We start from the raw sequence: 20,452 nt of genomic DNA on the forward strand, positions 1-20,452 counted from the left end.
TTCCCCGGTGTTTAAAAGGTGTCGCAACTATGGAAAATCTCAACACGATTTCTCTTGCTGATCGCGTTAAGTCATTGATTGGCAAGGATTCCCACTATGCACTTGCAAAAGCTCTAGGCGTCACCCGCGAGGGTGCCCGCTGCTGGTATACCCGCCAAACTGTGATGGATGATGAGGTAGGCATCCGGGCCGCAAAACTGCTCAATATTGACCCGGAATCGGTCATTTTGTGGCTTCAAGTGGAGCGGGCAGAGAAGAAAGGAAACGTCACTTTGTCGCAGCACTGGCGACACATAGCAGAGCAAATAGTCGCATAGAATCAGACAGTTACAACTACCCGGCCTCGATGCCGGGTAGTTAACTTGTTATACATTATGCGCAGTAATGGCGTTATGGGCACACACCGAAATTCCCGCTGGGTACCCACCACGCTCCTCTAGAGCGCCCACACAACGCAAAGCTTGTAATCATTAACGGTTAGTATTTGCATCTGGATGCCCTGGCCAGTTAAATCGCGTTAGTCTGGGTGCTATCGCCATTACACTGTTCTACTGCCGGAGTTTCTGCTGTCTATGCTCGCGCTGCGTTTCTGCCTGCTTGTCTCTTTTTGCCTGCCACTGATAACGCAGGCCAATCCGGTACCGGTTTCCGTCGCCACGGTGAAAATGCAGAAACCGGTTCGTGAACTGCTGATCAATGGCACCCTGGCAGCCGATCAGTCCGCCCGGCTCTCTGCCTCAGTGGCTGGCCTGGTGAGCAAATTGAACGTAGATATCGGCTCCCGGGTTGAGTCTGGCGACGTGCTGCTGACGCTGGACGCCGAGATTAACCGGCTAACCTTGCAACAGGCAAAAGCCAGCCATAAACAGCAGGCAACCACGCTGGCGGATTTACAGCGGCAACTGGATGAAGCCAGTAGCCTGATTGCTCGCCGCAGTATCGCCGCCAGCGAAGTCCGCAGTCTGGAATCCCAGGTGGAGGCCAGCAAGGCGGCTCTGGCGGCCAGTCAGGCCGAGGTAGGCCGCCAGCAAGCGTTGCTTCAGCGCCACACTCTGAAAGCTCCGTTTCCGGGGGTTATCAGCGCCAAGCTGACCGAGGTGGGCGAATGGGTGGTGCCCGGTACGCCAGTGCTTGAGTTGGTGGGTACAGGTTCACTGCATGCGGATTTCGCGGTGCCTCAGCGCTATTACTCCCAGATCGATACAGGCACCCCGCTTACGATTCGCCAGGAAAATGCCGGCGCCCAAACCCAGGCCACCGGCGAACGGACCATGGCCGCGAAGATAACGGCTATTGTGCCGGTGAATGACCCGGCCGCCCGAACATTCACCCTGCGTGCGAGCCTGGATGCCAAAGATCTGACCCCGGGCATGGCCGTGTTCGGCAATCTGGCCATTCAGGCCCCGAATGCGGAGCCGGTGGTGCCCCGCGATGCCCTGCTCCGCGATGTTCAGGGTAATGTGTCGGTGTGGGTTGTGGTCACGGATGACGATAAGGCAGTCGCCCAGCGGCGCGCCATCAAGGTGCGATCGGGGCAATCCGATCCGGTAATCGTTCTGGAAGGCCTCAGCAAGGGCGATCAGGTGGTAATCCGTGGAAACGAAGGGTTGCGAGACGGTGATCGTGTTCAGGTGACCCGCTGATGTTCGAACGGATTGTACGTAACGGCACCTTGATGACGGTGATCGTGCTGATCATCACCCTGCTCGGTGTGCTTGCCGCGCTGCGTATTCCTGTGCAAATGATTCCTGATCTGGAAGTGCGTAGCATCAGCGTACTGACACGCTGGTCCGGCGCCACGCCCCAGGATGTGGAAAAGGAAATTCTGATTGAGCAGGAAGAATACCTGCGCAATCTACCCAATCTGCGTCGCCTCACCGCTACCGCCTACAGCGGAGAAGCGGAGATCGAGCTGGAATTCCCTTTTGGCGTGGATATTACCGATGCGTTGATCCGGGTGAACAACGCGCTCAGCCAGGTCCCCGCCTACCCGGATACGGTGGACCAACCACAAATTCTCTCCTCTTCGTTTTCCAGCAATTCCTTCATGTATTTCAGTGTCTACCCGCAGGCCGGCAACCCCCGCGGCCTGGACATGGACATGATGCGTGACTTTATTGACGACGAGGTCCGCCCGCGCATGGAAAGCGTACAGGGCGTCTCCATGGTGGAAATGCGTGGCGGTGCTGAACGGCAGATTCAGGTGCTGCTCGATGCCCAGGCTTTGGCCCAGTTCGGGCTGACCGTAGTGGATGTGCGCGATGCCCTTCGCGAACGCAATCAGGATATTTCCGGCGGTGAAGTAGATAGTGGAAAGCGGCGCTACCTGCTTCGCACCGTGGGCCGTTTCGAAAATCTGGATGATCTCAACGATTTGATTTTGCAGCGCCAGGGCGACTCACTGGTGCGCTTGCAGGATGTGGCCATCGTGGTCATGGATCACTTCCCCGTGCGGCAGATATCCCGCTTCAACGGCAATCCGGTGATCATGCTGGCGGTCCGCCGGGAAACCGGCTCCAACGTAATCGACATCAAGCAGGGAATGCTGGAGCAGGTCGACCTGATTAAAAAGGAGGTGCTGGAACCGGCCGGCATGGACATGTCGCTAATGTCCGACGACGTGCGTTACGTGGAAGCCTCGGTGGCCAACGTGTGGATCAATCTCGGCATCGGCGCCCTCTTCGCCACCCTGGTCATGTTTTTGTTTCTGCGCTCGGTACGCATTACTGCGGTAGGCGTGATTGGTATTCCCATCTGTACCATCGCAGCTTTCCTGGGGCTGTTGCTGGCCGGACGAACCATCAATGTCATCTCCATGGCGGGCATTGCTTTCGCTATCGGCATGACCCTGGATAACTCGATTGTAGTGCTGGAAAGCATCGAAATGGAGCGGCGCAAAGGGCTTGATCGAATCCGCTCAGCGGTGAGCGGTATCCAGAAAGTGTGGCCGGCGGTGTTTGCCTCCACCATGACCACGGTGCTGGTATTTCTTCCGGTGGTGTTTATTCAGGAAGAAGCCGGGCAACTGTACTCCGATATTGCCATTGCCGTTTCCGCTTCGATTCTGGTCTCCATGCTGGTGGCAATGACGGTGATCCCCACCCTCTCCGCCCGGCTGGATTTCTCCGCCGTGATGGATCATGACGGTGAACACAGCCGGTGGATGCGAGCGATCAATCGCTGGGCCACACAGTTATCGGCCACCCGCCCGCGCCAACTTGCCACCCTGAGCATTACGCTGGCAATTGCCACCGCCATTGTGGTGTTCCTGACGCCACCCGCAGAATATTTACCGGAAGGTGAAGAACCCAAGACCTTTGCCAGCATGAACGCCCCACCCGGCTACAATCTGGAGACCATGGCCGCGATTGCTGACGAAGTGGAAGCAGAACTGTTGCCGTTGGTAGGCCAGGACCCGCAGGCCTATGACCGCGGCGAACTGTCCATGCCGCCACTCAAGTACATGAACCTGGGCGTCAGTGCCGAGAACCTGCGCATCATCGCTGAACCCATGGACCCGGCCCATATGGAACCGATGATGGACGGGATTACCCAGGTTTACCGGCAATACCCAGGTATGCGCGCCTTTGCCGCTCGCGGCTCGATCATTTCCAGCAATGATGGCGGCACCCGCAGCGTAACACTGGATGTGGCGGGCAAGGATCTGGCTGAGATTTATGATGTGGCCAGAACGCTGTATCGGGAAGCGGAAACCGTCTTCGACAATCCGCGCATCCAGTCCCAGCCCGCCAGTCTGTCGCTGGCCCAGCCACTGATTGAAGTCCGCCCCATCTGGAGCCGCGCGGCGGAGGTGCGTTTCTCCACCCGGGATTTGGGCTATACCGTGGCGGCGCTCACCGATGGCGCCTTCCTGGACGAATTCTTCCTTGGTGACGACAAGGTGGATATCTACGCCTATAGCGACCGTACTGGCAGCTCGCCGTCTCTGACCACCTTGCCCGGCCTGCCGGTGCATACCCCTATTGGCGCCACTGTGCCGCTATCGTCTCTGGCTGACCTTCAGGAAACCGTGGATACCAGTGTGGTTCGCCGGGTTAATGGCCGCCGCACGGTGACGCTGAATATCATTCCGCCCCGGTCAGTGCCGTTGGAAAGCGGCGTGGCACAGGTGCGCACCATGGTCCAGCGGCTGCGTGACAACGGGGCCATTCCGGACACCATCAGCATTAGCCTGTCCGGCGCCAGCGACCAGCTGCAGGCAACACAACAATCGCTCAGCGGTAACTATGTGGTCGCCCTGCTGCTGGTGTATTTGCTGCTTGTCGCCATTTTCAAACACTGGGGCTACCCACTGCTGATCATGACCACCATCCCCCTGGGCATTGCCAGCGGTTTGCTGGGCCTCGCGCTGATGAATGCCGCTGGTATCAGTCAGCCTTTCGACATGATTACCATGTTGGGCTTCCTGATTCTGATGGGCACGGTGGTGAACAACCCTATCCTGATTGTTCACGAAGCCACCCTGAACATGCGTGCCTGCAGCATTGCTGCGCAGGCGGTCAGCGATGCGGTGGCATCGAGACTGAGGCCCATTGCCATGACCACCATCACCACGGTTTGCGGCCTTGCCCCGTTGGTGCTGATCCCCGGTGAAGGGACGGAGTTATATCGCGGGGTTGGTGCCATCGTGCTGTTCGGCTTGCTCGGCACCGCCATCGTCACCGTTACTTTCCTGGCTTGCCTGACGGCGCTGATTTTTGGCCTGTCCCGCAATTCTTCTGCGTAGATTCAAAAATATCCCCGCTTTCCGTTGACCTCACCCCCTAAATTGCCCACAAAGAGAGTGTGCATTTGGACGCAAAAGGGGTGGGGCAAAATGTCCTGCCTGGATGTGCCGTATCGCTATCGCTATTTCACTTAGTCCGAAATAGTATAGCGATATTCCCGTACAGCATTTGCGGCTATTACCCGCAATTGGGGTGCGGACGCCCAGGCTTGCCGATCAAGGCGTGAGCAACCGACAGCGCCACTTGATCTGCATCAAAAAGGACCGCGTTTGTGCCTGTTACAGTCTGCTCGCACAAAAATCGGAAGGAAACGCACATGGAAAATGCTGTTGCTTCGCCGGATTACAACTACAAGGTTGTTCGGCAATTCACAGTTATGTCTGTGGTTTGGGGGATCGTGGGTATGGCGGTGGGGGTGTTTATCGCCGCCCAGCTCGCCTGGCCTGCCCTGAACTTCAATATCCCCTGGTTAAGCTTCGGGCGTTTGCGCCCCCTGCACACCAATGCGGTCATTTTTGCCTTCGGCGGCTCAGCCCTCATGGGCACCTCCTACTATGTGGTCCAGCGCACCTGTAGCGCGGTCCTGGCATTTCCCAAACTGGCGGCATTCAGCTTCTGGGGCTGGCAGGTGGTGATTGTCGCCGCTGCCATTACGCTCCCCCTGGGCTTTACCTCCACCAAGGAATATGCGGAGCTGGAATGGCCCATCGACATCCTGATCACGCTGGTCTGGCTGGCCTATGCGGCCGTATTCTTTGCCACCATCGCCAAGCGCAGGACCTCCCACATTTATGTGGCCAACTGGTTCTACGGTGCCTTTATCATTGCCATCGCGTTGCTGCATGTGGTGAACAACCTGGCAGTACCGGTTTCCCTGATGAAGTCCTACTCCGCCTATAGCGGCGCCATCGATGCCATGGTGCAGTGGTGGTACGGCCATAACGCGGTGGGCTTTTTCCTGACTGCCGGCTTCCTGGGCATGATGTACTACTACGTGCCCGTTCAGGCCCAACGGCCGGTGTATTCCTACCGCCTTTCCATTGTGCATTTCTGGGCCCTGATCGCGGTTTACATGTGGGCCGGGCCGCACCACCTGCACTACTCCTCCCTGCCTGACTGGGCTCAATCCCTGGGCATGGTGTTCTCCATCGTGCTGCTGGCGCCCAGCTGGGGCGGCATGATCAACGGCATGATGACCCTTTCCGGGGCCTGGCATAAGCTGCGCACCGATCCGATCATCCGCTTTATGATTGTGGCGCTGTCCTTCTACGGCATGAGCACGTTCGAAGGCCCGATGATGGCCATCAAGACAGTGAACGCGCTCAGCCATAACACCGACTGGACCATCGGCCACGTACACGCCGGCGCCCTGGGCTGGGTTGCCATGATCACTATCGGGGCCACCTATGTGATGGTGCCGCGCCTGTTCGAGCGCAAACAAATGTACTCCATCTCCTGGATCAACACCCACTTCTGGCTAAGCACCATCGGCACGGTTCTCTACATCGCCTCCATGTGGGTGTCCGGCATTATGCAGGGGCTCATGTGGCGCGCGGTGAACACCGACGGCACCCTCACCTACAACTTCGTGCAGGAGCTGGTCGAGCGGCATCCGTTCTACATCATTCGTTTGCTGGGCGGGATCATCTTCCTCAGCGGCATGATCCTGATGGCCGTCAATGTCTATAAAACCGTCCGTGCCGAACGCGACTGCCACGGTGAAGACAACGTGCAGCAGGCTGACTGAGGAGAACGACATGTCTAACGCTCATGAAGTAGTAGAAAAGAATGTCGGCCTCATGATTGTGCTGACACTGATCGCCGTCAGTTTCGGGGGGCTCGCAGAGATCGTGCCGCTGTTCTGGCAGAAAGCGACCACCGAGCCGCTGGAAACCCTGGAACCCTACACCGCCCTGGAGATGGAAGGCCGGGATATTTACATCCGCGAAGGCTGCCATGTCTGCCATACCCAGATGGTGCGGCCGCTGCGCGCGGAAACGGAACGCTTCGGCGCGTATTCCGTGGCTGGTGAAGATGTGTGGGAGCATCCCTTCCTGTGGGGCTCCAAGCGCACCGGGCCAGATCTGGCCCGGGTGGGCCTGCGACCCATCACCGAGCAATGGCACCGCGAGCACCTGCGCGATCCACGCCAGGTGGTGCCCGAATCCAACATGCCGGCTTACCCCTGGCTGCAGGAAACCCCGGTGGACTGGGATCTGACCGAGCGCAAATTGTCGGTATTCAAGAATGCCTTTGGTGTTCCCTATACCGATGAAGACATCGCCGAGCAGATGAGCAAGGTCAACGGCGAGTGGGCCAACGCCACGGAAGAAGATGCACTGGTGGCCTACCTGCTGTCGCTGGGTCAGGAACGCAAGGAGGCTGTGCAATGAGCTATCACGCCCTGTTTACCCTGGTGTTCTTCCTGGCATTTGTTGCCATGGCGGCGTGGGTGTATCGCCCCAGTCGCAAAAAAGATTACGAAAAGCTCGCCTATATCGCGCTGGATGCGGACGAGCGAACAGCCGGGAACCTTGATAAGGGGGACGAGCAATGAGTGACTTCTGGAGTTGGTTCATTATCGTCATCGTCGTTATCAACCTGTTGGGTTGCGGCGGCCTGCTGCTGTGGAATAACCAGATTTCTGCAGAGGAAGCCGCCAAGGAGACTACGGGCCACAGCTTCGACGGCATTCAGGAGCGCAACGCTCCCCTGCCCCGCTGGTGGCTGTTCCTGTTTATCGGCACGCTGATTTTCTCTGCCGTGTATCTGGTGCTGTACCCCGGCTTCGGGAAGTTCGACGGGGTGCTGGGCTGGACCAGCGATAACCAGTATCAGAAAGAAGTGGCCGTGATGGAAAAAAGCACTGGCCCGCTGTTCGAACAATATGGGCAAGTCGCCATCGAGGAGCTGGTGGAATACCCGGAAGCGCTGGCAGTAGGGGGTCGCCTGTTCGCGAACAACTGCGCCATTTGCCATGGCTCCGATGCCCGTGGCGCCAAGGGCTACCCCAACCTGACCGATGACGACTGGCTGTACGGTGGCGAGCCGGATCAGATCGTCACCTCCATCACCAAAGGGCGCAAGGCAGCCATGCCCCCCATGGCCGCAGCCATCGGCAACACCGATGAAGCGGTACGGGACATGGCGCTGTATGTGCAAAGTCTGAGTCGACCGGACCTGGCCAAGGACAGCCAGAAGGCCGCGGCGATTGAGCGGGCCAAACCCAAGTTCGCCATGTGCGCTGCCTGTCACGGGCAGGACGCCAAGGGGAACATCATGATGGGGGCGCCGGATCTCACCGATACCACCTGGCTGTACGGTCCGCGCGTGGAAGATATCGAATACACCATTCGCCACGGCCGCGCGGGCCACATGCCGGCCCATGAAAACCTGCTCAGTAAAGAGCGCATTCATGTAATCGCAGCCTATGTTTACAGCCTGTCCCGGAACGCTGACACCGCGGAGTAATCCGCGGGTCAGCCCTGGTTTATACAGGCAAGGTGCCACCGCCCATCATTCATAACAGTGAGGGGATGCCGGCGGCGCAACGGTGTTAGCGGAGAGTAGTATGTCGGACCCCAAGCGCATCAAGGTCACGGATGCCACCGATGGCGGCAGCGTGAGCTTGTACAGCAAGCGCGAGCGCATTCAGGTTAAATCCGTTTCCGGACGTTTCCAGTTTATCCGCGACGTCACCATTCTGGCGACCATGGGCCTTTACATGATCCTGCCCTGGGTGCGCTGGGACGGCCAGCAGGCGGTTCTGTTTGATTTGCCGGGGCGTCAGTTCCGTATTTTTGGTGCCAGCTTCTGGCCCCAGGACTTTCTGTTGCTGTCCTGGATCCTGATCCTGGCCGCATTTGCCCTGTTCTTTGTTACCGTGCTGGCGGGCCGCGTCTATTGTGGCTACGTCTGCCCGCAAACCACCTGGACCCGTTTCTTTCAGTGGATCGAGTTCTGGTGTGAAGGTGATCGCCACAGCCGTATAAAGATGGACAGTGCCCCCTGGACGGCAATCAAGATCATGCGCCGTGGCAGCAAGCATGTGCTCTGGCTGATGCTTGCCTTGCTTACCGGCATTACCTTTGTCGGCTACTTCTCCCCGATTACGGACTTGACCACCCGCTTGCTCAGTTTCAGCTGGGGAGGTTGGGAGCTCTTCTGGGTGGGCTTCTTCACAGTGGCGACCTACGGCAACGCCGGGTTCATGCGCGAACAGGTATGTCTCTACATGTGCCCCTACGCCCGTTTCCAGAGCGTCATGTTCGACCGCGACACGCTGATCGTGTCTTACGACGAACAACGCGGCGAACCCCGTGGCCGTGGTGCCAAAAAACGCCAGCAGGAAGATACGGTGGTGGAAAAAGGCGACTGCATCGACTGCGGCATGTGTGTTCAGGTCTGCCCCACTGGCATCGATATTCGTGATGGGCTGCAGTATGAATGCATTACCTGCGCGGCCTGCGTGGACGCCTGTGACGACGTCATGGATCATATCGGCAAGCCACCCGGGCTGATTCGCTACACCACCGAAAACGCCCTGGAAGGCTTTAAGACTCGCATTCTGCGCCCCCGACTCATCGGCTATGGTGCCATCCTCATCATCATGGGCAGCCTGTTTATGGGCACCTTGTACAGCCGTGTGCCACTGCAGGTCGATGTGATTCGAGACCGGAATCAGCTCTACCGCACCGCCAGCAGTGGCGAAGTGGAAAACATCTATCGGCTGGAAATCCAGAACAAGGGGCAGCACAGCCACCGGTACATGCTTACCATGAAAGGCCCAGATGGCCTGCGCATGAAGAACCGCACTGAATTCACCCTCGACGGCGGCAAGAAACTGTCTTTGCCGGTGACCGTGAGCTATGACCCTTATGAGGTGGAAATGGAATCCGCGCCGATCTGGTTTACGGTAACGGCACTGGATGATCCTGACCTGGAGAAACGCCATGAATCCCGATTCATTGCCCCAGGGCGATGAGCTTCCCTGGTACCGCTACCCTTTTTTGTGGCTGGCAATCCTGCTGCCCGCCACATCGGTAGTCGGCGGCCTGACGCTGCTGTATATCGCCATCGTTAATGCCGACACGCCCGTGGTAGACGAATGGTACAAGGAGGGGCGAGCCATCAACCGCTCCGTGGAGCAGGAGCGTCTTGCGGCGCGCCTGGGTATTCGCCTTGAACTGGCCCAGGTGGGTGCTGGCATTCAGGCGCGCCTTAGCAGCGAGGCGGGCATTCCCATGCCCGACACCCTGAACATCTCCCTGCGCCACCCGACGCTCCCGGAACGGGATGTCACCCTTGCCCTGGAGCATATTGAAGGCACCCTGTACCGCAGCGACGGCACCCTGCCCCATGATGGTCGCCGTGCCGCTACGGTGACCGCCTCTGGCGATCACTGGCGCCTGTATCAGACTGTCATGGCGCAAGGCGACAACCTGATCCTGGGGAAAACCGCCACACCATGACTTCTGCCTGCTGGCATTGCAGTAACCCGGCTCCCGCCGGCGCCTTCCCCGCGCAAACGCCTGACGGCCCCCGTGATGCCTGCTGCCCGGGGTGCGCCGCCGCCATAGAAACCATTTATGGCTTGGGCCTGGATGACTACTACCAGATGCGCCAGGATGCCGCGCCACAGCCTGACGATCAGCGCCAGGCGCTGGATTGCGCACTTTTCTCTGTGCCGGAATTAATTGCCCCGCACCTCACCAGCCTTGCTGATGGCCAACGCCTGAAACTGCAGCTGGGTGGGCTAACCTGTGCCGCCTGCAGCTGGTTGATCGAAAAAACGGTGAGCCAACAGCCCGGCGTGCGGCGCAGCAGCGTCAACCTGGCCAGCATGACACTGACCGTGGACTACAGCGGCCAAGCTGAGGCCAGCCAGACCGTACAACGGATTCAGGCACTGGGCTACACGGTGACTCTGCCCGGCGACCCTCGCGCCCGGGCCGACGAACAACGTGCGCATAAGCAATTGCTGGGCCGGTTGGCACTGGCCGGGCTGGGCGCCATGCAGGCCATGATGTACTCCACCGCCCTGTATATCGGCGTGTTCGACGGCAAAGACGCGCTTTACGAATGGGTGTTCCGGCTGGCCAGTTTCGCCGTGGCCACGCCGGTGGTGTTCTACTCCGGTTGGCCGTTTTTCCAGGGAGCCTGGCGCGGCCTCAAGCAGGCACGCCTGACCATGGATGCGCCCATCGCACTGGCACTGCTGCTGGCCTGGGCCGGCAGCCTGGTGATGATGGCTACCGGAGGCAGGCACGTCTATTTCGATTCCGCTGCCATGTTTGTGTTCTTCTTGCTGGCCAGTCGCTGGTTGGAGCAGCGTCAGCGCATGACGATCCAGCAAGCTTACCGGCGAGTCAGCGATACCCTGCCCCAGGCCGTACGCCGCCTTGATGGGCAGCAGATAGCGCACTGGATCAGCGCCCGCCAGGTGGCCAAAGGAGATCGCCTGCAGCTAATACAGGGTGACATTATTCCGGTGGATGGGATCCTTATCGAAGGCCGCGGTGCTTTCGACGAATCGGCACTGAATGGCGAGCCTTTGCCGGTAAGCCATGGCATTAATGATCCGGTCCATGCCGGCAGCCGACTGGTGGAAGGCAATATCGTGCTGGAAGCCTCGGGGCCTGCATCCTCCAGCCTGGTGGCAAAAATCGCTGAGCAGGTGGAGCACGCCCAGCATGAACGCGTGCAAGTGGTCAGGGACTGGCAACGTATCGCGCCGCTGTTTACCGGTGGCATCCTGTTGCTGGCCGCAACGACCTTTATCTTGCACTGGTCCGCCGGCGCGGCCATGGCGTTTGAACATACCCTGGCCGTACTGGTGGTGACCTGCCCTTGCGCGCTGGCTCTTGCTGTCCCCCTGACCCTGTCATCGACACTCGGCACCGCATTGCGCGAAGGCATCCTGGTTGCCTCACCCCGGCAGCTTCTGCGCTGCACCGCGGTGAAAGGCGTACTGTTTGATAAAACCGGCACGCTCACCGCTGGCCGGTTTCGTATTGTCGATACAAAGGCAGCCAACAGCACGACGCCGGAGCAGGATCTGCTGGCGATTGCCGCCGCACTGGAGTGGAATAATCCGCACCCGCTGGCAAAGCCCTTCCAGCAATACTCCCGCCCCCACGGTGTCACGGCGCTTCATGCCGACCATACGGGAGTCACTGGCATGCTGCAGGGTAACGCATGGCGTATCACCGGTGCGCCGGATCTGGCGCGCCCCGGCACCACATGCCTGCAACTGCTTTGCGATAATGAAGTACGGCTTTACGTATGGCTGCAGGACCCGATTCGCCCGGAGGCTCGCGCTGTGGTGAAGAGCCTTGCTGATCTCGGCATTACCTCACGCCTGGCCAGTGGCGACAATGCTCACGCGGTGAATGCGGTGGCCGATCAGCTGGAGATTGATGAGCGACGCGCTCAACAACGCCCCGCCGAGAAGGCCGCCTGGCTGACACAACTGGAAAGCAGTGCGCCGCAAATGATGATCGGTGACGGCATCAATGATGCCCAGGCCATGGTCGCCGCCTCGGTCTCCGTTGCGACTGGCAATGCGACCAGCCTGGCCCAGCGGGCGGCTGGACTGTTCCTTCTTCATGACACGCTCAACGCGGTTCCTGCCCTGCCTCGCCTTTCCCGGCTTTGTCAGCGCACCATCCGGCAAAATCTGGCCTGGGCGTTGCTTTACAATATCCTTGCCGTCCCGTTTGCTGTCAGTGGTTTGCTGCCGCCTTGGGCCGCAGCGCTGGGCATGTCAGCCAGCTCGCTTCTGGTCACATTCAACGCCACCCGGGTGACTCGATGGAAATTGTCTTCCTGCTGATACCGCTAGCCTTGTTGTTCCTGGCTGGAGCCATTGCTGCCCTCTTCTGGGCGCTGCGCAAGGATCAATTTGATGATCTGGATAACGCGGCCTGGCGAGTTGTGTTCGAAGACAGGGAGCAGCGCAAGCAGGCTAGAACACAGGCACAAAAAGAACCGCACTACGCTGACAGTTCAGACAGAACAGATAAAACAGATAGCATCCAGGATTCACCATCGAGCCCTCGCGATGACCATTGAAGCCCTTGCCTCCCTGATTGCCAGTGCCGCCCTGATCGCCAGTGCCGGCTCCGTCCATTGCATTGGTATGTGCGGAGGCATCAGCAGCGCGCTGACCTTTTCCATCCCGGAAGCCCGGCGCCAGGGAATGGCCCTGTGGGGGTGGCAGCTGTTATTCGGGCTGGGCCGCGTCGGCACCTACTGCGCCCTGGGTGCATTGGCGGGCCTGCTTGGCGGCACCTTCCTGGCACAACTTCCCGGCCCCTCCATGGCGGTGGGGCTGATACTGTCCGGTCTGTTGATGTTGTTGCTCAGCGCGTACCTGCTCGGTCGCGGAGGGCTGCTTCAGCGCGTGGAGAAAATTGGTCAGCACCTGTGGCGGCGACTGCAACCGGTTACCCGCAAGCTGATGCCTGTTGACCATCCGGCAAAAGCCCTGGGGCTGGGGGCGTTGTGGGGGTTTCTGCCCTGCGGGCTGATCTATACCGCTCTGGCACTGGCCGCCACTGCAGGCTCGGCCCTGGCGGGGACGCTGGTTATGTTCTGTTTCGGTGTCATTACCGTGGTTCCAGTCGCCACCACGGGAGTGCTGGCGTCTCAACTACAGCGTTTTCGCCGTGGCGCCTGGCCCGTTCTGGCCAGCGTCCTCACCTTGTGTCTCGCGCTGGTGTTCTTCTGGCAAGCCATGAGCATGATGCAGCATAGCCATGCTGCACACGCCATGCCCTCTCATTCTGCCGCCGAAAATGATGTACAAAGGCACAATACGCACCAGCATCACGCCCACCCTTGATCTGGATCAAATAGCGCCGCGCCGGCAGGAGGATAATCAGCCTCACACTGATGTGCGGCCGCAGGAGGCGTCCATGATTCGCTGGAATACATCACTCATTCGGCAGTACGGCGGCCCAGGCCCACGCTACACATCGTATCCGCCGGCAACCAGTTTTCACGATGGCATCAGTGAAGAAGACTTCTGGCTGGCACTGGATGAAGGCAATGTGGCTCGCCGGCCTTTGTCGCTATACATGCACATCCCTTTCTGTGACAGCGTCTGCTATTACTGTGCCTGCAATCGCATTGTCACCGCCAACAAGGCGCGAGGGGCGGAGTATCTGCAACTGTTGAAACGCGAAATCAAACGCAAGGCCACGCGAGTCGACAAGCGACGGCCGGTGACGCAGATGCACTGGGGCGGCGGAACCCCCACCTTTCTCGATGACGGACAGCTCACCGAGCTGGTATACGACCTGGCTCGCCACTTCAATTTGCGCGATGACGAACGCAGTGACTATGCCATCGAGATCGATCCGCGCACCGTGGATCAATCCCGGCTGGGATTGCTGCGCGGGCTCGGTTTTAATCGCGTCAGCCTGGGTGTGCAGGATCTGGATCCGCGTGTGCAGAAAGCGGTCAATCGTGTCCAGCCCTATGAGCTGATCCGCGATACCATGGCATGGAGCCGTGACTTTGGTTTTCGCTCTATCAATACCGATCTGATTTACGGCCTGCCCTGGCAGTCTGAATCTAGCCTGGCACGCACGCTGGAGCGGCTGCTGCCACTTCGGCCAGATCGTATCTCCTTGTACAACTATGCCCACCTGCCTTCACGGTTCAAGGTTCAGCGTCAGATCCAGGAGCAAGCCCTGCCCGGCCCGGAAGAGAAGCTCGGCATGCTGACCCGGGCCGGAAAAATGCTTCAAGAGCAAGGCTACCGATATATCGGCATGGACCATTTTGCGCTGGAAAACGAAAGCCTGTCCGTGGCACAGAAAAACGGCCTGCTGCATCGCAATTTCCAGGGCTACACCCTGCATGGCGACGCAGACCTTTTGGGGCTCGGCGTGAGTGCGATCAGCCAGCTCGGCAATTTATACGCCCAGAACCACAAGACGTTGGATGGCTGGGGCCGCGACTTGTCGCAGCGCCGTCTGCCGATTGAAAAAGGCTTCATTCTCAATCGCGACGACCAGATCCGCCGGGCGCTGATTATTCAGTTACTGTGCGATCTGTCCGTGGACATGTCCGTATTCAGCGAAACCTGGGGGATTGATTTCCCGGATTATTTTGCGGATGCCCTGTCTGAATGGGTGGCGTTTGAGGCGCAGGGATTAGTGGCTGTGGAAAAGAATCGGCTGCATATCACCGACAGCGGTCGCCTGGTTAGCCGGGCCCTGGTGATGCCCTTTGACCGCTACACCCGGAATCAGCAGCAAGCCCGGTTTAGCCGGATTATTTGACCTTTATTCTACTATTTTCACTCTATACTCTAAGAGTGACGCTTTACGCAGCGATCAACCGGAGTCTGACCGTGTCTCATCATGTTTCCTGCAACGACTGCAGCCTCAGCCCCATTTGCCTGCCCCTGGCAGTGGCCCCGGCACAACTGGACCAGCTGGATCGTATTATCCACCGAGGCCGCCCACTGAAACGCGGCGAGCACCTGTTTCGCGCCACCGACGGATTTGATTCTGTGTATGCCGTGCGCTCTGGCGCCCTGAAAACCTATGTGGTCAGCGATGACGGAGAGGAACAGGTCACCGGGTTTTACCTGCCCGGCGAGGTACTGGGCATGGATGGCATCAGTACCGCGCACCATGTTTCCAATGCCAAAGCCCTTGAGACCGCCACGGTGTGCGAGATTCCCTTCTCGCAACTCGAAACGCTGTCCCAGCAGATTCCCTCTCTGCAGCATCATTTCTTCCGTTTGATGAGCAATGAAATTCGGGCGGATCGGGAGTTGCACATGCTGCTTGGCAAGAAAAGTGCGGATGACCGTGTAGCCTCCCTGTTGCTGTCACTGTCTGCCAGGCACCAGCGCCGCGGGCTGAGCGATCATCGTTTTCGCCTGCCCATGTCCCGCTACGACATCGCCAATTATCTCGGCATGGCCGTGGAAACCGTAAGCCGTATTTTTACCCGTTTCCAGCAACATCAATGGGTTCGCGTTACCGGCCGCGATATTGAAATTCTTGATCGTGCCCGCCTGTGCGGCCAGAACCACGATCCCGCTTTGGAGCTCACAGAGTGACAACACCTGTCGTCGCGATTCTTGACCGTAATCTGAAGGCCGCCCAGCCCGCCCTGAACAAAGCGCAGCGCATCGCGGCTGCGGCCGGGGCGCCGCTCCAAGTCATCGTCAATGCGTATTCTTCCGCTATGGTGCGTGCCGTTGGCCTGGATGCCGAACGCCAGCAGGCGGCCCGGCAACAGATCAGTAAAGCCTGGCACAAACGCGTCGCCGCACTGCTGGGTGAAGATGCAGGCGAGATCCGTGTTCTTTGGGAAAAAGACAGCATGGATGGGTTGCGCAAGGCCATACTGACGCTGACTCCGTCACTGGTGGTGGTGCATACCAGCGACGACAGTGCCCTGCGCCGCCACCTCTTTACCCCAAGGGACTGGCAATTAATTCGCAAGGCGCCCTGCCCGGTGCTTTGCGTGCATAGCAGGGAGTGGAGTGCCTCCCCTCGCATTCTTGCCGCGCTGGATCCGGGCACCGGGGAAGCCTCCGATGACCGGCTCTCTGTGCGGGTACTGGAAGGCGCACAACAGCAGGCCACCCTGCTTGGTGCCGAGCTCACCGCCTGCCACGTGCTCGATGAAATGGATGAAGGCCTGATTATGGTGGCCGGCGAAGCCATTCCGGATTACACCGGCAGCATGGAAAAAGTGCGCGCCTTCCATCGCGATAATTTCTTTCAATTCGGGGCCGCCCAGGGGCTGGATAAAAGCCAGCTGATCACCCTGAATGGCCCCATTGCCCACAGCTTGGCCAGCTATTGCGACAGGGAAGACGTAGACCTGCTGGTGCTGGGTACCGTGCACCGCAACCTGCCAGAGCGGCTGCTGCTCGGCTCCACGGCAGAGTCCGTGATTACTCGCGCTAACGCGGACGTACTGGTGATCAAACCGGAGGACTTCCAGTCGCCCTGGATCAACAATGACGATGACCAATGACACTCACACTAGAGAGGCTCCATGATGTCAGATAAAAAGGATTTTACCGCCCGCGCCCGTCAGCAGCTTGAGGACTGGGACTACCAGCTGGATCGGCTGTCGGCACGGCTGAACGATTTGCGTGATGAATGGCGCGATGAGGCCCGGGAAAAGCTCAACGAAATGAAAGGCCGGCGCAGCGAGTTCGAGGAAAAACTGGAGCGGCTGGAATCCCATGGCGATGACGCCTGGGATGACATCAAAGCCGGGCTTGAAATCGCCTGGGATGGTCTGAAAACCGGTTTTCTCGCCGCCAAGAGTGAATTCGAAGACAACAAGAAGCACTGAGCACATGAAAACGATGACGCCGGCGCTGCCTGCGTCATCGCCCAAGCCTGTCAGGCGCCCTGCTCTGCCCTGCGAAACACCGGCTTCAACGTTGTGGATTCCGCCTCACAATAGCGATAGCCCGCCACATCAAATTGTTTCAGCTTGCCCGGATCCTTCAATCCTTTTCTGATAATCCAGGCCGCCATCAGGCCGCGCGCCTTCTTGGCATAAAAACTGATAACCTTGTACTTGCCGTTTTTTTCGTCCTGAAAAACGGGCTCAATGATGGTGCCGGCAACGTCCTTCTTCTTCACCGATTTGAAGTACTCGTTGGACGCCAGATTCACCAGGGTATCGGTTTTGGCCGCCTTCATGTCCTTGTTCAGCAAGTCGGTAATGGTGCTGCCCCAGAAGGCATACAAATCCTTGCCGCGAACGTTATCCAGTCGTGTGCCCATTTCCAGCCGATAAGGCTGCATCAGGTCCAGTGGGCGCAGCACCCCATACAAGCCGGAGAGCATGCGGAATCGCGACTGGGCATCGTTGAGCTGGTTGTCTGTGAACGATTCGATGTCCAGGCCGGTATACACATCGCCTTTGAAAGCAAACGCCGCCGGGCGGGCATTTTTCTTGTTGAAGGGGCGAGCCCACAAGGAAAAACGCTCTGCATTCAGATGGGCGATTTTGTCACTGACACTCATCAGGCTGCTGATATCTGCCGGCGAAAGCTGGCGTGCACGCTCAATCAGCACCTCGCTATCGTCAAGCAAGCGGGGTTGCGTGGCTTTCAGTGCCGGTAATTCACTCTCGTAATCCAGCGTTTTTGCCGGCGAGACAACAATCAACATGCCCTTCTCCTTTACATATGCCTGCTGGGATTATATGAATCAGGAAAGGTCAGGTCTGCATCTGTGGAGGATAAATGCGCCTATTGCTTGTATTAACTGTGGTTATCGCGGTCTCTGCCCTGTTATGGGGGAGCTGGCAGTGGGGCCGGCGTCCGTTTTTGCTGATCGCCAGTCTGGTGCTGGCCGGATTGATCGTGCTGGCCGTCGGTGTGTGGCAAGGCGGCAAGGATGATCAGGTATATTTGCCACCCAAGGGAGTGGAACTGGCCCTTTCGGAAATTCGTGACTCGGAATCCGGCGTGCGGCTTAGCGGCACGGTTCGCAATGAAGGCAAGCAGGATATAGCCGCACTCTCCCTGCAGGCACAGGCGCTGCATTGCCGGTCAGCGGATGATTGTCAGGTCATTTATCAGCAGCACATTACCCTGCAGATGTATCTGCCCCGCGGCAGTGAATATCAATTTGCGGTTGTCAGCCGTCACCCGGAGGAAAAAACGCGGGTGGATCGCTGGCAACTGAGGGTGGTGGAAAAACTGGCCTACCCGGAAGCGTAATAAGGCACGCAAGACCGGGCTGGCATGATCTGACATGAATCGTCACAATGCGGCTTCCAAACTCCCAGGAGTCATTATGGCATCACTGATTCCCGGCCAGCTCACCCCCATCGGCGACCACGCCTGGCGGGTACTGGCGCGCAACCCGGGCATGATGACCGGGCCAGGCACCAACAGTTATTTGTTTGGCAGGGACAGCCTTACCGTTATTGACCCCGGCCCGGAGGATCAAGAGCACCTGCAGGCATTATTGCAGGCCGCACGCGCGCTGGATAAGCCGATTACTCAGGTCATCGTGACTCACACTCACCGCGATCACTCTCCCGGCGCACTGGCCCTGGTGGCCGCCACCGGTGCTCGCTGCCTGGGACCTTCTGTGCCAGATGATGGGCTGCAGGATGAAAGCTGGCATGCGGACCGCCTGTTAACTGAAGGCGATACGGTGAATTGTGGCGGTGTCAGCCTGACAGCCATTGAGACCCCGGGCCATGTGGGAAACCATCTTTGCTACCTGAGCGAACAGGGTTTGCTATTCACCGGCGACCACTTGATCCAGGGCTCCACGGTAGTGATCGCCCCCCCTTCTGGCTCCATGCAGGCGTACTTTGCTTCGCTGAGAAAATTGCAAAATCGGGGCATTACCCTGATGGCTCCAGGTCATGGCGATGTCATCAGCCACCCGGAAGACACCCTTTCACAAACCCTGGCCCACCGGCAGAAACGAGAAGACAAGGTAGTCGACTGTCTGACGGCAACGGCGCAACCATTGGCAACACTGGTAACGGCGGTATATGACGATGTGCCGGCCTTTTTGCACGGAGTGGCACAGCTTTCATTGAATGCTCATCTGATCAAGCTGGCCGCAGAAGGCAAGGCATCTGAAACGGCGAGTGGCTGGGCGTTGCAATCCTGACGCCCGACGCCGCCTTTCACCAAAGATCAGGACCAAAGGTCAGGCCACCCGCTATAACCAGCCCTTTCGTTTGAAATACCAGTACGGCGCCATGCCGGACAGCACCATCAGCCCAATGGCCATGGGGTACCCAAAGCGGAAATCCAGCTCCGGCATGACCTCGAAGTTCATTCCGTAAATGCTGGCAATCATGGTGGGCGGCAGGAACACCACCGCCGCGATGGAAAAGATCTTGATGATCTGATTCTGCTGGATATTGATGAAGCCCTGGGCTGCATCCATCAGGAAGTTGATCTTGTCGAACAGGAAAGTCGTGTGTGACAGCAGAGTGTCCAGGTCGTGCTGGATTTCCGCACAGGTACGCCGGCGCACCTTGTCCGATCGCACATAGCGCTGAATAAACGAGATGGATCGCTGGGTATCCATCAGACACAGGCGGATTTTTCCGTTGGTGTCTTCCAGCTGTGCCAGGCGTTCAATGTCCTCTTCCAGCTCCCCGTTTTCTTCTTCAAGCACGCTATAGCCGACTTTTTCCAGGTCCCGGTGCACGTCTTCCAAGGCATCCGCCAGATTTTCCACTTTCTGGTCGAGAATACTCAGCAGGATGTCCAGGGGTTGCGATACCTTGACCCAGCCCCGCCGCACACGCAGGCGCAGCAAGCGGAAATCCGGCAACCGGGAATCGCGGAACGAGAGCAGCCGCCCTTCCTGTACCACAAAGGCCACCGTGGAAGTCCGGGCCCGACCTTCCGACTGGAACAGGAACAGGGAGTGAACGTGGAGCCCCTGCTCATCACTGAAAAAGCGGGCCGAGGCTTCAATTTCTTCCATGTCGTCGGAATCGGGCAGTTCCGCCTGGAGAAATTGCTGGACCAGGTTCCGCTCGTCTTCCTCGGCATCAACCAGGTCGATCCAGCTGCCGTCTTCTGCCAGGGACGGCATGATGGTGTCCACATCCTTTTCGCGCAGGACACCATTTTCGATTCGAAAGATATGCAGCATGATGTTTCCCTGATCATCCTCGCCGGCAGCGGCCGGCAATCTTTATAGAGCCGTTATGTGTTTACC

20 protein-coding genes are annotated in these 20,452 nt (G+C 58.6%); 18 read left to right on the top strand and 2 right to left on the bottom strand.

The annotated features are described in order from the left end of the window. Positions 1 to 29 precede the first annotated feature (29 nt). The 16 genes from COA55_RS03585 (at position 30) to COA55_RS03660 (ending at position 17,087) form a co-directional block, all read left to right on the top strand. The gene (locus COA55_RS03585) at positions 30 to 317 is read left to right on the top strand and encodes a hypothetical protein (RefSeq protein ID WP_290500682.1); all 288 of its coding nucleotides are present in this window, start codon (positions 30 to 32) and stop codon (positions 315 to 317) included. 255 nt (positions 318 to 572) lie between these two features. Further along, complete coding sequence (locus COA55_RS03590; protein WP_290500683.1) at positions 573 to 1,643, top strand: efflux RND transporter periplasmic adaptor subunit; 1,071 nt, start codon at positions 573 to 575, stop codon at positions 1,641 to 1,643. Continuing rightward, positions 1,643 to 4,747 (top strand): efflux RND transporter permease subunit, encoded by a 3,105-nt coding sequence (locus COA55_RS03595; protein ID WP_290500684.1) that lies wholly within the window; start codon positions 1,643 to 1,645, stop codon positions 4,745 to 4,747. The genes COA55_RS03590 and COA55_RS03595 overlap by 1 nt, the downstream gene beginning before the upstream one ends. A 317-nt stretch (positions 4,748 to 5,064) precedes the next feature. Then, complete coding sequence (gene ccoN / locus COA55_RS03600; protein ID WP_290500685.1) at positions 5,065 to 6,495, top strand: cytochrome-c oxidase, cbb3-type subunit I; 1,431 nt, start codon at positions 5,065 to 5,067, stop codon at positions 6,493 to 6,495. 10 nt (positions 6,496 to 6,505) lie between these two features. Beyond that, positions 6,506 to 7,141 carry a cytochrome-c oxidase, cbb3-type subunit II gene (ccoO, locus tag COA55_RS03605; protein WP_063521377.1) on the top strand — a complete coding sequence of 212 codons (636 nt, stop codon included), beginning with the start codon at positions 6,506 to 6,508 and terminating at the stop codon, positions 7,139 to 7,141. Beyond that, complete coding sequence (locus COA55_RS03610) at positions 7,138 to 7,305, top strand: cbb3-type cytochrome c oxidase subunit 3 (protein ID WP_290500686.1); 168 nt, start codon at positions 7,138 to 7,140, stop codon at positions 7,303 to 7,305. Before ccoO ends, COA55_RS03610 begins: the two co-directional genes overlap by 4 nt. Further along, on the top strand, positions 7,302 to 8,219 hold the full coding sequence (gene ccoP / locus COA55_RS03615) for a cytochrome-c oxidase, cbb3-type subunit III (protein ID WP_290500687.1): 918 nt from the start codon (positions 7,302 to 7,304) through the stop codon (positions 8,217 to 8,219). The genes COA55_RS03610 and ccoP overlap by 4 nt, the downstream gene beginning before the upstream one ends. 100 nt (positions 8,220 to 8,319) lie before the next feature. Beyond that, positions 8,320 to 9,732, top strand: a complete 1,413-nt coding sequence (ccoG, locus tag COA55_RS03620) for a cytochrome c oxidase accessory protein CcoG (protein ID WP_290500688.1) — start codon at positions 8,320 to 8,322, stop codon at positions 9,730 to 9,732. Next, positions 9,701 to 10,219, top strand: a complete 519-nt coding sequence (locus COA55_RS03625; protein WP_290500689.1) for a FixH family protein — start codon at positions 9,701 to 9,703, stop codon at positions 10,217 to 10,219. Before ccoG ends, COA55_RS03625 begins: the two co-directional genes overlap by 32 nt. Continuing rightward, positions 10,216 to 12,582 (top strand): heavy metal translocating P-type ATPase, encoded by a 2,367-nt coding sequence (locus COA55_RS03630; protein WP_290500690.1) that lies wholly within the window; start codon positions 10,216 to 10,218, stop codon positions 12,580 to 12,582. The genes COA55_RS03625 and COA55_RS03630 overlap by 4 nt, the downstream gene beginning before the upstream one ends. Beyond that, a complete protein-coding gene (ccoS, locus tag COA55_RS03635; protein ID WP_290500691.1) occupies positions 12,561 to 12,821 on the top strand; it encodes a cbb3-type cytochrome oxidase assembly protein CcoS in 261 nt (86 codons plus the stop codon). Before COA55_RS03630 ends, ccoS begins: the two co-directional genes overlap by 22 nt. Further along, positions 12,811 to 13,593, top strand: coding sequence for a sulfite exporter TauE/SafE family protein (locus COA55_RS03640; protein WP_290500692.1), 783 nt, complete (start codon positions 12,811 to 12,813; stop codon positions 13,591 to 13,593). The genes ccoS and COA55_RS03640 overlap by 11 nt, the downstream gene beginning before the upstream one ends. Positions 13,594 to 13,666: 73 nt before the next feature. After that, the gene (gene hemN, locus COA55_RS03645; RefSeq protein WP_290500693.1) at positions 13,667 to 15,040 is read left to right on the top strand and encodes an oxygen-independent coproporphyrinogen III oxidase; all 1,374 of its coding nucleotides are present in this window, start codon (positions 13,667 to 13,669) and stop codon (positions 15,038 to 15,040) included. 53 nt (positions 15,041 to 15,093) lie between these two features. Further along, entirely contained in the window at positions 15,094 to 15,831 is a 738-nt protein-coding gene (fnr, locus tag COA55_RS03650; protein ID WP_290500745.1) for a fumarate/nitrate reduction transcriptional regulator Fnr, read from the top strand. Further along, on the top strand, positions 15,828 to 16,760 hold the full coding sequence (locus tag COA55_RS03655) for a universal stress protein (protein ID WP_290500694.1): 933 nt from the start codon (positions 15,828 to 15,830) through the stop codon (positions 16,758 to 16,760). Before fnr ends, COA55_RS03655 begins: the two co-directional genes overlap by 4 nt. Positions 16,761 to 16,781: 21 nt before the next feature. Then, positions 16,782 to 17,087 carry a hypothetical protein gene (locus COA55_RS03660; RefSeq protein WP_007149397.1) on the top strand — a complete coding sequence of 102 codons (306 nt, stop codon included), beginning with the start codon at positions 16,782 to 16,784 and terminating at the stop codon, positions 17,085 to 17,087. Positions 17,088 to 17,137: 50 nt separating this feature from the next. On the opposite strand, the gene yaaA is transcribed toward COA55_RS03660, so the two are convergent. Further along, a complete protein-coding gene (yaaA, locus tag COA55_RS03665; protein WP_290500695.1) occupies positions 17,138 to 17,917 on the bottom strand; it encodes a peroxide stress protein YaaA in 780 nt (259 codons plus the stop codon). A gap of 74 nt (positions 17,918 to 17,991) precedes the next feature. Between yaaA and COA55_RS03670 the strand changes: the two genes are divergently transcribed. Both COA55_RS03670 and COA55_RS03675 read left to right on the top strand, forming a co-directional pair. Continuing rightward, a complete protein-coding gene (locus tag COA55_RS03670) occupies positions 17,992 to 18,471 on the top strand; it encodes a hypothetical protein (protein WP_290500696.1) in 480 nt (159 codons plus the stop codon). 76 nt (positions 18,472 to 18,547) lie between these two features. Further along, complete coding sequence (locus COA55_RS03675) at positions 18,548 to 19,384, top strand: MBL fold metallo-hydrolase (RefSeq protein ID WP_290500697.1); 837 nt, start codon at positions 18,548 to 18,550, stop codon at positions 19,382 to 19,384. Between the two features lie 51 nt (positions 19,385 to 19,435). Here COA55_RS03675 and corA read toward each other — a convergent pair whose 3' ends face one another. After that, positions 19,436 to 20,386, bottom strand: coding sequence for a magnesium/cobalt transporter CorA (gene corA / locus COA55_RS03680; RefSeq protein WP_063519410.1), 951 nt, complete (start codon positions 20,384 to 20,386; stop codon positions 19,436 to 19,438). Between the last annotated feature and the right edge of the window lie 66 nt (positions 20,387 to 20,452).

This window comes from Alcanivorax sp. (assembly GCF_002733835.1).
Taxonomy (GTDB): Bacteria; Pseudomonadota; Gammaproteobacteria; order Pseudomonadales; family Alcanivoracaceae; genus Alcanivorax.